Below are 12,761 nucleotides of genomic sequence, written 5' to 3'. Positions count from 1 at the left end.
TCGGATCGCGTGCGGTGCGTGGGTTACGCGCGGTGTCTGGGTTACGTGCGGCGTTCCGGTTACGCGCGGGTCAGCCTGGCCGGCAGCGCGCCGGTGACGAGGGTGCTGAGGGCGGCGTCCAGGGTGGGGCCGAGGTACCAGTCCCCGGTGTGGTCGAGGCTGTAGACCCGGCCTTCCGCGTCGATGGTCAGCAGTGCCTGGCCGTCGGATTCTTCGCCCAGGGGGCAGATCTCGGTTTCGAGGGCGTGGCCGAGGTCGCCGAGGGTGCGGGCGAGGTGGAGGCCGTGCAGGGGGTCGATGCGGAAGGGGGTGGGGGCGATTTCGCGGCCTGTGCCGGGCGGCTGGATGTGGAGTCCGCCGAATTCGGCCCATGCCTCGACGGCGGCGGGGAAGACGGTGTGCCGGTGACCCGCGGGGGAGGTGTGGGCGCGCAGGGTGTCGGCCCAGACTTCGGCGCGGTGCATGTCCCAGCGGCCGGGCTGCCAGCCGGCGTTGCGCAGGGCGGCGTCGACGGCGACGGAGAAGCGGGTGACGTCCAGGCGGTCGATGGGTTGTCGGGCCGGGCGTGTCGGGGGTGTCCGCGCCGCCCCTGGGGCCTCCGGGGCCTGTGGTGGTTGTGGTGCCTGATGTGCCTGGTTCATGTGGTCTCACCCACCATCCGTACGCCGAAGTGGGCCAGCAGTGCGGCGCAGGACAGGCAGGGCGGGGCGTAGCTGCCGTGCTGGGGGTCGCCCGCCTCGCGGATCCTGCGGGTGGTGAGTTTGGCCTGTTTGAGGGAGCGGCGGGCCTCACCCTGGGTGAGCGGTTTGCGGGAGGCGCGTTTGGAGCGGCCTGCTTCGACGTTGGCCAGGTGGCGGGAGAGCAGGATCGCCTCGGGGCAGCGGCCGGTGAAACGTTCGCGCTGGCCGCTGGCGAGTGCGTCGAGGAATTCCTGGACCAGTGGGTGGAGTGTCGGCGGCTGTTCGGCTTTGCCTCCGGTGCAGGTCAGCGTCTCGCCACGGACGGACAGCGCGGCCGCGACGGCGGGCAGGATGCCGTCGCGGCGGCGGTGGAGCGGTGGCGGGCCGGCGTCGGGGTCGACGCTGCTCCATCTCAGCCGGGGGTCGCCGGCCGCGAGGGCGGCTCCGTCGCCGCCTCCGTTGCTCTGCGTGATGTGCATGTGGTGGATCCCTCCCTGTGCAATCCCCCGGTTGCAATGATCAGATTGCCAAATCCCGTGGGCGCTGCGGTAGTCCGGGTCTGAACGACCTGGTGGGGGCGGAGGCCGTCGTGAGGGGGGATGGCCGCCCGGTTCGGCCGGTTGCGTCACCGCATAGGCTGTGCCCAGTAGCCAGCATCAGCAGGGGGCAACCGCCATGACGACAGGTCGGCTCGGGCAGCATGCCGCGCCACCGAACACGGCCTACGCCGGGCAGGTCGTGCACTTCCCGGATCCCGTCCGGGCCGCGCGCCACCCCAAGGGCGTCCGAGTGGACGAACAAGGCTTTCCGGACTTCTCGCCGTATGCGCGTGCGGCCGCCGAAATCGCCGAGCCTCCGGAGGGGTTCGGCGTGGACGAGCTTCGGCTGACGGACTATGTCTCGGCGAACGCGGCGCTGCACGCCACCGGTCATGAGCTGTGGAACGGGGCGTCGGCGGTGGCCACGCCGCACGGCTGGACCTGGCACCACGTGGTCGGCACCCGCCGGATGGAGCTGGTTCCGGTCGAGGTCAAGGCGCTGCTGCGGCATCACGGTGGGCTTGCGACGGCGCAGGTCGACCAGGAGAAGCGGGGCACCCGCCCGTTGCAGGAGACCCGGCCGATCCATGTGGGCCTGCCGCTGAGGGGCATTTCGGTCACCGAGGAGCAGGTGCTCGGCGTGGAGGAGGATCTGGGCTATCGGCTGCCCGAGTCGTATCGCGCCTTCCTCAAGGCGGCGGGCGGCTGCGCACCGGTCGGCGCGGCGCTGGATCCGGAGCTGGGGCTGCTGATCGACCAGCCGTTCTTCACGGTGCGCGATGAGGCGGCGGTCAATGACCTCGTCTATATCAACAAGTGTCTGCGGGATCACTTCACCAAGGACTATCTGGGCGTGGGCTTCGTCCAGGGCGGTGTGATCGCGGTCAAGGTGAAGGGTGACGCGATCGGCTCGGTGTGGTTCTGTGCGTATGACGATGCGCGGGACCGTGACGGCTGGACGGTCCAGGAGCGGATGGGGCGGCTGTTGCTGCCGTGCGGCGACGACTTCGACGCCTTCCTGCTCCGGCTGGCGGGCAATCCGCCGGAGCTGGAGACCGTGGCGAACCTGATGGTGGACGGTGGATTCGCGTACGCCGTCCCGGTGGAGGGGTGAGCGCGATGGTGACCTTCGCACAGGCGCAGGAGCGCGCGGAACTCTGGATCAACGGCGATATGCCGGCCTATCAGCAGCGCGAGGCGCGGGTCCGGGAGTTCGACCTGGGCTTTGTGGTCTGGGCCGAGGACCGGGCGGACGGGCCGGTCTCGGGCCGGGGGGCCGAGGGCACGCGGATGGTGATCGCCCGCGACAGCGGCGAGACCACGCTGTGGCCGGGGCTGCCGGTGGGTGAGGTGATCCGCCGTTACGAGGAGCGGTACGGCACGACCGATGGCTCCCGTGACGAGTCCACCACCGGCCGGCAAGAGCGCATCGACTTGAACGCGACGTCCTTCCTGCTCACTCCGCCGGAGTGGCTTCAGGAGGCGGCGGACGCGATGAGCAGCCGGTCCGAGGGGTCGGCGGACCTTCCCGGGCAGCGGCCGGGGGCGGAGCCGGGCGGGGGCGCGCCCGATGCGTCCGCGCCGGTGCCTTCCGTGACTTCCGCTCCTCCTGCCCCGTCCGTTCCTTCCGCTTCTTCTGCTTCTTCCGCCGCTTCGGCTGCCTTGCCTCCGGAGGGCGACTGGCCGTCGGCCGGTGGGCCCGGGGCCGGGCCCGGGGTGTCGGCACCCAGGATCTCGGGCGAGGACGACTGGCCGTCGGACGGCGGGGCGCGGAGCGCCGGGCCGGACGCGCCGCACAGCGCGCCGGGTGCGCCGCCTGTTCCGGGTCCGCCTGCCGCGCCTGGGCCCGTTCCGCCTGGGCCTGTTCCTGGCGGGCCTGTTCCGGGTGCGCCGAAGGGGCGGGGCGGGGCTGTGGACGACTGGCCGTCCGACGGTGTCGCGCGCCCGCTCGCGTCCGGTTCGCAGCAGGATGTCCGGCCCGCCCCGGGTGCCCCGTCCGGCGGTGAGGGCCGGCAGGGCGCGCCGCCTCCGCCCGGTGGGGCGGGCTCCGGTGGGGCGACCCCGTGGGCCCCGCCCGCGCCGGATGCCGGTACGCCCTCCTCGGGGGGCCGGGCGGGCAACGCGGCCACGCCCGGCGACAGTACGCCGTGGGCCGGTACGGACATCAAGGGTGACGACGATCGGTCGGTCGCCCCGCCCGCCACGGTCTTCGCGCCGCCGCTCGCGGGCTCCGACGACGAGGACACTCCGCCGCCGGGCGTACGGCCCGACGCCAAGACCGAGTTGATGTCCGGCGGCAGCTCGCTGCCGCCCACGGCCGTCGCCCCGTCCCTCGATTTCCCCGCGCAGCAGGGCCGCCCCGGTGCCGGTGCCGCTCCGGGTGCCGGTGCAGACCCGGGTGACATAGCGGACGCCGCCTCCCATAAGGCGGGCGGCGGCGCGATGCCCCCGCCGCCCGGTGCGCCCGGCGCCCGGCCGGGTGCGGACTCCACGCCTCCGCCGCCGTCCGGGCCGTCCGGTCCCGGTGCCCCCGGCGCTCCGGCCGGGGGGTACGTACCGACGCAGTTGGTCTCGCAGCTCGGCCCCGACGGCCCCGGTGGCGGCCCGCAGCCGCCCGGCCCTCCTGGTCCGCCTGGTGCTCCCGGCACTCCTGGTGCCCCCGGTGCGCAGGGTGGTGGGCAGACGCCGCCTCCGCCGGGTGCGCCCGGTACGCCAGGCGGTGGGGTGCACGCCGCCGCGACGATGCTCGCGGGTGGTCCGGGTGCGCCCGGCGGTCAGACGCCGCCCCCGGGCGCCCCGCAGCCGCCCGGTCCTCCCGGTCCTCCCGGTCCGCCCGGCCCCCCTGGTCCTCCCGGGGTGCCTGGTGCCGGGCAGACGCCCCCCGGTGGGCACGGTGGTGGGCAGACGCCGCCTCCGCCGGGTGCGCCGGGCACGCCAGGCGGTGGGGTGCACGCCGCCGCGACGATGCTCGCGAGCGGTGGTCAGACCCCGCCTCCCGGTGCCCCGCAGCCGCCCGGTATGCCCGGCGCTCCGGGCCAGGGTGCCCCATCCGGCCCGCAGCCGCCCGGCCCACCCGGTGTCCCCGGTGCGGGTGGTCCGCATACGCCGCCGCCCCCGCCGGGCGCGGCCGGGCCGTCGTATCCGGGTGGACCGGGCGCGCCGGGCGCCCCCGGCATGCCGCCGCCCGCCGGTGCTCCGGTCCAGGGCCTGGCCCCGCCGCCCGGCACACCCGCGCCGGGCACGCCCGCTCCAGGTATGCCCGCTCCGGGTATGCCCGCGCCCGGCACACCTGCCCCCGGCATGCCCGCGCCCGGTATGCCCGCCCCGGGTACGCCCGCTCCCGGTACGCCCGTGCCGGGCATGGGGTCGCAGCCCGGCTATGCGTATCCGCCGCCGCCCCCCGGTCAGCCGACCGTGGGTCCGGGCTATATGGCGGTGCTGCGCTACCGCGCGCAGGACGGTTCGGAGCAGCAACTGATCCGTCGTTCGGCGCCCGGTACGCCGCATCCGGAGTGGCAGATCCTGCATGAGCTGCGGGCGATGAATGTGCCGCCGCAGCAGGTGCTGGAGCTGCACACCGAGTTGGAGTCCTGTGATCTGCCCGGTGGTTACTGCGCCCGGATGATCCGGGAGAGCTGGCCGCAGGTGCGGATCAGCCATACCGCTCCGTACGGCCGTGATCACGCGACCCGGCAGCAGGGTGTGCGTCATCTGCTGGAGCACCAGGGCGAGCTGCATCAGGTGGCGGACGGCCCGGCCCGTCCGGCGCCGAACCGGGTGCCGCTGCCGCATCCCAGCCAGGTGCAGCCGATTCCGCCGGTGCCGCCGGAGGGGCTGGCGCATGAGCTGGGCCAGGCGTTCGGGCCGCAGGGCATCGTCCGCTTCGACCAGCGCGCGGTGTCGCGGATGGGCGTTCCGGAGGTGGTGGCGCAGACGCTGGTGTGGGCGGGGTTGCCGCTGGACTTCGGTCCGTTCTTCTGGGCGCAGGCGCAGGCGGGCCGTCCGGTGCCGACGCTGGCGGAGCTGGCGGCGGAGCGTGGCGTGCAGTCCGCGTCGGACGCGGGGTCGTACCTGGTCATGGGCAATGACTTCGGCCGTCAGCTCTGTGTGCAGTACGGCACGGCGAACATCGTGGCGGTGCCGCTGGAGGCGACGCCGCAGCCGACGCCGCCGCAGTTCGTGAACACCGGGCTGCCGGAGTTCGTGCGCTGCATGGCGCTGCTGGGCCGGATGTGGCGGCTGCGGTACGGGCTGACGCCGGACCAGGCGGGCCGTTGGACGGTGGACTTCCAGGCGCAGCTCGCGGGTCTGGATCCGGCGGCGCTGTCGGCCCCGGACAATTGGTGGGCGGTGCTGCTGGAGCAGATGTGGGACGGTCTGTTGTAGGTCCGTCCGCGCGGCTTTGACCGCGCGCACCGTATGAACGGCGATCGAGGCGCCCGACCCCCGTGACGGGGGCGGGCGCCTCGTCGTTGTTGTCACCGGCGGCGGTCCCGGCCGGAGATTTGGGCGGAGTGTCGCGTTATGGGGGATGAGAGGCCATCTATAAAGATGTGCGCCGAAGCGCGTTGCATACCGGACAAAAGGGGTTCCAAGGATGGGCGCATCGGTGTCACGTCAGGGCTTCACCATCGTCGGCGGACGGGGCCGTGGCTACCGGCCCGCGCAGGTCGACCACTATGTGGCGGAGCTGTCCGAAGCGCGGGACGCGGCGTGGGAGCGTGCCGCGCGCCTCACCGTGCTGGCCAATGAGCTGTCCGCCGAGGCGGAGCGGCTGCGCGAGGTGATCGCCCAACTGGCCCCCCAGACCTATGAGTCGCTCGGCGACCGGGCCCAGCTCATCCTCATGGCGGCCGAGGAGGAGGTCGTCTGTCTGCGGGCGGCGGCCGAGGCGGTGGCGCAGGAGGAGTGGGAGGCGGCGCAGGCGGCGGCCCGTACGGTGCGGGACGCGGCCCGTGACGAGGCCGAGCGGGTCCGCGAGGCCGCCGAGGTGGCGGCGCGCGCGACCTTGGAGTCGGCCCAGGTGGATGTGGACGAGCTGCGGGCGGTCTCGCGTCAGGACGCCAAGGAGTGGCGGACCCAGGCGCTGGCGGAGCTGAAGGAGATGCGGCAGCGGGCCGCCGGGATCCTGGCCGAGCAGGAGCGGGAGCACGCCGAGCGGTGGGAGGCGGCGGGCCGTGAACTGGCCGAGCGGGACACCGCGATGGCGGCCCGGCTGGCCCAGTTGGAGGAGTACGCCCAGGCGACGCTCGCCGACGCCAAGCGGGAGTACGGGATGGCCGAGCAGGCCGCGCGGCTGCGGCAGGAGGACGCGCAGGCGCAGGCGGCGGAGATCATCGCGCAGGCGCGGGCCCGCGAGGAGCGCCTGGCGCGGGAGACGGAGCGGACGCTGCGCGAGCATGTGGAGCGGCGTGAGGAGCTCAGGGCGCATCTGGAGCATGTGCGCGGCAGTCTGGCGGCGCTGACCGGTAGGCCGGTGACGGCGGAGGACGCCGCGGCGGCGCCGCGCCCCGAGTCCTGAGCGCACCGCCGGGCGACGGGGGTTGCCGGGGCCGGGCGCCGTCCGGCCGGAGCGCCGTCGGCCCTGTCGGGCTTCCGTCCCGGCCTCAGGCTTCGGTCTCGGCCTCAGGCTTCCGTCTCGGCCTCGGCTTCGGTCCCGGCCTCAGGCTTCCGTCTCGGCCTCAGGCTTCCGTCTCGGCCTCGGCTTCGGTACGGACCGGGAAGCGGCGCGGGGCGAGGAACACCAGTACCAGCAGCGCCAGCAGCGCGGCGGTCGCCGAGCCCAGGTAGACGTGGTCGACGGCGGTGTCCACGGCCCGTCGCAGATAGTCGGCGGCCTGGTCGGTGAGGGTGCCGGGGTGTTCCAGGGCGCGGGAGACCGAGTCCAGGTCGTCGGGCAGCCCCGGCCGGATGGCGTCGGGGGCTTCGGTGAGCCGGGAGGCCAGGGTCGCGTTGGCGACGGCCCCGAAGACCGCGGCCCCGAGGCTCTGGCCGACCTGGCGGCAGAAGAGGATCGAGGCGGTGGCGGTGCCGCGCTCGGCCCATTCCACGGATGACTGCACTCCGATGATCAGCGGCAGTTGGAAGAGCCCGAGGGCTCCCCCGAGCAGCAGCATGATCAGCGCGGGCTGCCAGGCGGCGCCCGGGTAGGGGAGGAGGGGGAAGGCGGCCAGGACCAGTGTGGCGGCGGCCATGCCGGTGATGGCGCAGCGCCGGAAACCGACGCGGTTGTAGACGCGGCTGCTGAGCGCGGCCGCGATCGGCCAGCTCAGCGTCATCGTGGAGAGCACGAAACCGGCCGGTATGGGACCGAGGCCCAGCACCGACTGGGCGTAGGTGGGCAGAAAGACGGTCGGGGCGATCATCAGCAGGCCGAGCGCGGCGAAGGCGAGGTTGACGGCCGAGATGGTGCGGCGGCGCCAGACCCAGCCGGGGATGATCGGTTCGGCGGCGCGCCGTTCGATCCATACGGTGGCCGCGGCGCAGATCGCGGCGCCGCCGAGCATGGTGAGTGACGGGGCGGACAGCCAGTCCCAGGCCACTCCGCCCTGGACGAGGGCGGTCAGCAGCAGTCCGCCGGTGAGGAAGACGCCGAGCGCCCCGGCCCAGTCGATCCTGGGGCGGCCCTCGCGGTGCCGTCGCTGTTCGTGCAGATGGCGGGTGATGAGCAGGAGTGCCAGGGCGCCGACCGGCAGGTTGATGAGGAAGATCCAGCGCCAGTCGGCGTAGCCGGCGAGCACTCCGCCGATCGCGGGGCCCGCCACCGAGGAGAGTGCCCAGACGGAGGAGAGCCTGGCCTGTATCTTCGGGCGTTCCTTGAGCGGGTAGAGGTCGGCGGCGACGACCTGGATGGTGCCCTGGAGTGCCCCGCCGCCCAGTCCCTGGACGATCCGGAAGGCGATGAGGGAGGCCATGTTCCAGGCGGCGGCGCACAGCAGTGAGCCGATGAGGAAGACGACGATGCCCGCGAGCAGGATGGGCTTGCGGCCGAAGGTGTCGGAGAGCTTTCCGTACAGCGGCAGGGAGACGGTGACGGCGAGCAGATAGCCGGAGAAGAGCCAGGAGAAGACGGAGAAGCCGCCGAGGTCGCCGACGATCTGCGGTACGGCGGTGGAGATGATCGTCGAGTCGAGCGCGGCCAGTGCCATGCCGAGCATGAGGGCGGCGGCGACGGGGCGGCGGCCGCGGGGGGTGGGTGCGCCGGGGTGCGGCTGGGGTGCGGGGGGTTTGGGGTCAGCGTCCATCGGCCGTCGTGCGGTGCCGCCCACGGTGGCGCGCTCCCTTCGCCGGTACGCGCCGGCACGTGTCCCTGCTGTTCGTGCGGGGGACTCCCGTACGCACGATTCTTGTACGACCCACGATTCCATGGCGGGACAGGCTGGGGGAAGAACGCATCCGGGCTGTCCAGAAGGCCCGGCTTGAGCCTGACGTGGCGGAAGGGTGCAGAATTTACCCCGAGTCCGGGTCAGTCTCAGGACTCACTCCCCTAGGGGATGCCCACCCTGTACTCCTACTCCCGGTTCGTCCGGGCGGATGAGGAGCCCGCCGTCCCGGCTTCATAAGGTTGCTACGGGCTGCGCGACCGAGGGGGTGGGGCTAGCCCTACCGCTGAGAGGGAGTCCTTCCCCATCGCGGAGGTTCCCGGACCACGGCAATCTTGATGCCGTGATCGGGGAGCGACAACGCCGATCAAATACTGAAGGAGAACGAGTGTGACTACGGCTGTATCGATTCCCAGGACCGGGGGCAGCGGAGGACATACGGCCGTCGCCGCCCGTGCACGTCAGGTGGTCAAGGCGTATGGCTCGGGGGAGACCCGGGTGGTGGCGCTGGACCAGGTGGACGTGGACATCGCGCGTGGGCAGTACACCGCGATCATGGGCCCGTCCGGTTCCGGCAAGTCGACCCTGATGCACTGCCTGGCCGGTCTGGACACCGTCAGCTCCGGGCAGATCTTCATCGACGAGACCGAGATCACCGGGCTGAAGGACAAGAAGCTCACCAAGCTGCGCCGGGACCGGATCGGCTTCATCTTCCAGGCGTTCAACCTGCTGCCGACGCTCAGCGCGATCGAGAACATCACGCTGCCGATGGACATCGCGGGCCGTAAGCCCGACCGGGCCTGGCTGGACCGGGTGGTGGAGACGGTGGGCCTGTCCGGCCGGCTCAAGCACCGTCCGAACCAGCTCTCCGGCGGTCAGCAGCAGCGCGTGGCGGTGGCCCGCGCCCTCGCCGCCCGTCCCGAGATCATCTTCGGTGACGAGCCGACCGGAAACCTGGACTCGCGGGCCGGTGCCGAGGTGCTGGGCTTCCTCAAGCGGTCGGTGGACGAGCTGGGCCAGACCATCGTGATGGTCACCCATGACCCGGTCGCCGCCTCCTACGCCAACCGTGTGCTGTACCTGGCCGACGGCCGGATCGTCGACGAGATGTACAACCCGACGGCCGATCTTGTCCTGGAGCGCATGAAGCACTTCGACGCCCGAGGACGGGTGTCATGACCGTCCTCAAGACCTCACTGCGCAACTTCGTCGCCCACAAGGGGCGGATGGCGCTGTCCGCGATCGCCGTGCTGCTGTCGGTGGCGTTCGTCTGCGGCACGCTCGTCTTCACCGACACCACCAACGCCACCTTCGACAAGCTCTTCGCGAGCACCGCCTCCGATGTCACGGTCAGCCCGAAGGGCGCCAGCGACAACGACACCCGGCAGGGCCGGATCCGTTCGCTGCCCGGTTCGGAGCTGGCGCGGCTGAAGCAGGTGGACGGCGTCAAGTCGGTCATCGGTGACGCCACCAGCCAGTCGATCACCGCCGCCGATCGCAACGACAACAGCATCGGCTCGGACTCCGGCGCCCCGACCATCGGCACCAACTGGGACCCGACCGAGACGCGCTCGGTCCAGATCACCTCCGGTCACGCGCCGCGCGGCCCGACCGAGGTGATGGTCGACGCCGACACCGCGAAGAACAAGAAGCTGAAGCTGGGCGACGATATGCGGATCATCGCCATCCCCGGCGAGTTCCGCGCGAAGATCGTCGGCATTGCCACGTTCCAGGTGACCAACCCCGGCGCCACGCTGGTCTTCATGGACACCGACACCGCGCAGCGCAAGCTGCTCGGCGCTCCCGGGGTGTACTCCAGCTATCAGCTCACCGCCCAGCCGGGCGTCAGCCATGAGCAGCTCAAGAAGAACGTGGTGGCCGACCTCGGCACCGCTGTGAAGGTGCAGACGAAGGCCGAGTCCAGCAAGGAGGCCGAGGACGACATCGGCTCGTTCCTGGACGTCATGAAGTACGCGATGCTCGGCTTCGCCGGGATCGCCGTCCTGGTCGGCATCTTCCTGATCGTCAACACCTTCTCGATGCTGGTCGCCCAGCGCACCCGTGAGATCGGCCTGATGCGGGCCATCGGCTCCAGCCGGAAGCAGATCAACCGGTCGGTGCTGATCGAGGCGCTGCTGCTGGGCATCGTGGGCTCGATCCTCGGTGTGCTCGGCGGCGTCGGGCTCGCCGTCGGCCTGATGAAGATCATGGGCAGTGCGGGGCTCCACCTGAGCACCGACCAGCTCACGGTGAAGCCGACCACGCCCATCATCGGCATCGGCATCGGTGTCATCGTCACCGTCATCGCGGCGTACATCCCCGCCCGCCGGGCCGGGAAGATCTCCCCGATGGCCGCCCTGCGCGACGCGGGCACCCCGGCGGACAGCAGGGCCGGCTGGATCCGCGGTGTGATCGGCACCCTGCTCACCGCGGGTGGCGCGGCGTCCCTGGTGGTCGCCGGGAACGCGGACAAGGCGGTGGACGGCTCGATGTTCCTGGGCGTCGGCGTGGTGCTGACGCTCATCGGCTTCATCGTCATCGGCCCGCTGCTGGCCGGTCTGGTGGTCCGCGCGCTGGCCACCGTCGTCCTGCGGATCTTCGGCCCGGTCGGCCGGCTGGCCGAGCGCAACGCGCTGCGCAACCCGCGGCGCACCGGCGCCACCGGCGCGGCCCTGATGATCGGCCTGGCGCTGGTCGCCTGTCTGTCGGTGGTGGGCTCCTCGATGGTCGCCTCGGCCACCGATGAGCTGGACAAGTCGGTGGGCGCGGACTTCATCATCCAGTCCGACATGGGCCAGCCGATCACCGAGGGGATCGAGAAGTCGGTGCGCCAGGCCAAGGGCCTGAAGCACATCAGCGAGTCCAAGAACATCGAGGGCACCAAGCTCACCCTGCCGGACGGCAAGACGGTCACCAAGGACCTCTCGGCCGCCAGCCCGACGTACGCGGAGGACCTGCGCACCCCGGTGGTCGAGGGTGATCTGGCCGCCGCGTACGGCAAGGACGCCATGTCGGTGCCGGAGGGCTTCGCCAAGGACCACAAGGTGAAGAAGGGCGACACCCTGACCGTCGCCTTCAAGGAGGGCCGGACCGCCAAGCTGACCGTCGCCGCGATCACCTCGGACGACGTCAGCCTCGACAAGGGCGCGATGTACCTCAACATCGCCACCGTCGAGAGCTATGTCCCCGCCAAGCTGATCCCGGCGGACGTCATGATGCTGGCGCAGGCCGAGGACGGCCAGGAGGACGCGGCGTACGCCTCCCTCAAGGCCCAGTTGCACCACTACCCGTCGGTGAAGGTGCGCGACCAGACCGACTACAAGCAGGAGGTCAAGGACCAGGTCGGTCAACTCCTCAACCTGGTCTACGGTCTGCTGGCGCTGGCGATCATCGTCGCCGTGCTCGGTGTGGTGAACACCCTGGCCCTGTCGGTGGTCGAGCGGACCCGCGAGATCGGCCTGATGCGCGCCATCGGCCTCTCCCGCCGCCAGATGCGCCGCATGATCCGGCTGGAGTCCGTGGTCATCGCGCTCTTCGGCGCGCTGCTGGGGCTGGGTCTTGGCATGGGCTGGGGAACCACGGCCCAGAAGCTGCTGGCGCTGGAGGGTCTGAAGACCCTGGAGATCCCGTGGCCGACGATCATCACGGTCTTCATCGGCTCGGCCGTGGTGGGTCTGATCGCGGCGCTGGTCCCGGCCTTCCGGGCGGCGCGGATGAATGTGCTGAACGCGATCGCCACGGAATAGCCAAAGCCAACGGGGGAAATGAGGCCCGCTGCCCTTCCATGGGGGGAGGGGCAGAAGGCCGACCGGCCCGGTGTGCGACGGGGGAGCGCACCGGGCCGGTTTTTTCTGTGCGGAAGTACGCGATCAGCTCTCCGCGGATGCCGGGGCCCGCATGTGTGGGCGGGAATGCGCGTGGGACATCAACTGCGGGAATCGAGGGCGGACGATGCCTCCGGAGGCCCGGCATTCGGCCTGGGTGAGCGGGGGGCGGGGAGCGGCCTGGGCCGTTCCGCCGACTCCCAGCGTGATGGCGAGGGCTCCGAGGGTGGTTGCCGCGGCTAACGCAAGGCGACGAGGCTGCATATCGGTACACTCCGATCCGGTGGACCTTCCACCGCACTGAGACAGCTAGCCGGACCAGTTCGGGGAATTCACTAGAGCTGTGACCGCGCGGTGCGAATACGGAGGGGTGCCGACGTATTCCGGACACAGCAA

8 protein-coding genes are annotated in these 12,761 nt (G+C 71.8%); 5 read left to right on the top strand and 3 right to left on the bottom strand.

The window, feature by feature from the left end; translation table 11 throughout:
- Positions 1-59: 59 nt before the first annotated feature.
- Both ACK1X7_RS21280 and ACK1X7_RS21275 read right to left on the bottom strand, forming a co-directional pair.
- The gene (locus tag ACK1X7_RS21280) at positions 60-641 is read right to left on the bottom strand and encodes an SUKH-3 domain-containing protein (protein ID WP_385138773.1); all 582 of its coding nucleotides are present in this window, start codon (positions 639-641) and stop codon (positions 60-62) included.
- Positions 638-1,159: a YwqJ-related putative deaminase gene (locus ACK1X7_RS21275; RefSeq protein ID WP_385116503.1), complete on the bottom strand. Its 522-nt coding sequence runs from the start codon at positions 1,157-1,159 to the stop codon at positions 638-640. The genes ACK1X7_RS21280 and ACK1X7_RS21275 overlap by 4 nt, the downstream gene beginning before the upstream one ends.
- Positions 1,160-1,355: 196 nt before the next feature.
- Between ACK1X7_RS21275 and ACK1X7_RS21270 the strand changes: the two genes are divergently transcribed.
- The 3 genes from ACK1X7_RS21270 to ACK1X7_RS21260 all read left to right on the top strand — a co-directional run bounded on the left by ACK1X7_RS21270 (position 1,356) and on the right by ACK1X7_RS21260 (position 6,740).
- Positions 1,356-2,333 carry an SMI1/KNR4 family protein gene (locus ACK1X7_RS21270; protein ID WP_413115520.1) on the top strand — a complete coding sequence of 326 codons (978 nt, stop codon included), beginning with the start codon at positions 1,356-1,358 and terminating at the stop codon, positions 2,331-2,333.
- 5 nt (positions 2,334-2,338) lie between these two features.
- Positions 2,339-5,605 carry an SUKH-4 family immunity protein gene (locus ACK1X7_RS21265; RefSeq protein ID WP_413115519.1) on the top strand — a complete coding sequence of 1,089 codons (3,267 nt, stop codon included), beginning with the start codon at positions 2,339-2,341 and terminating at the stop codon, positions 5,603-5,605.
- Between the two features lie 211 nt (positions 5,606-5,816).
- A complete protein-coding gene (locus ACK1X7_RS21260; RefSeq protein ID WP_385138778.1) occupies positions 5,817-6,740 on the top strand; it encodes a cellulose-binding protein in 924 nt (307 codons plus the stop codon).
- Between the two features lie 160 nt (positions 6,741-6,900).
- Here ACK1X7_RS21260 and ACK1X7_RS21255 read toward each other — a convergent pair whose 3' ends face one another.
- Complete coding sequence (locus tag ACK1X7_RS21255) at positions 6,901-8,463, bottom strand: MFS transporter (protein ID WP_413116901.1); 1,563 nt, start codon at positions 8,461-8,463, stop codon at positions 6,901-6,903.
- A 468-nt stretch (positions 8,464-8,931) separates the two neighbouring features.
- Between ACK1X7_RS21255 and ACK1X7_RS21250 the strand changes: the two genes are divergently transcribed.
- Together ACK1X7_RS21250 and ACK1X7_RS21245 are read left to right on the top strand one after the other, a co-directional pair.
- Complete coding sequence (locus tag ACK1X7_RS21250) at positions 8,932-9,720, top strand: ABC transporter ATP-binding protein (RefSeq protein WP_361502118.1); 789 nt, start codon at positions 8,932-8,934, stop codon at positions 9,718-9,720.
- Positions 9,717-12,287: an ABC transporter permease gene (locus ACK1X7_RS21245; RefSeq protein ID WP_390792151.1), complete on the top strand. Its 2,571-nt coding sequence runs from the start codon at positions 9,717-9,719 to the stop codon at positions 12,285-12,287. The genes ACK1X7_RS21250 and ACK1X7_RS21245 overlap by 4 nt, the downstream gene beginning before the upstream one ends.
- Positions 12,288-12,761: the final 474 nt, after the last annotated feature.

Source organism: Streptomyces sp. CY-1 (genome assembly GCF_047218265.1).
Classification (GTDB): Bacteria; Actinomycetota; Actinomycetes; order Streptomycetales; family Streptomycetaceae; genus Streptomyces; species Streptomyces niphimycinicus.
This window is presented reverse-complemented; position numbering and strand designations above follow the sequence as displayed.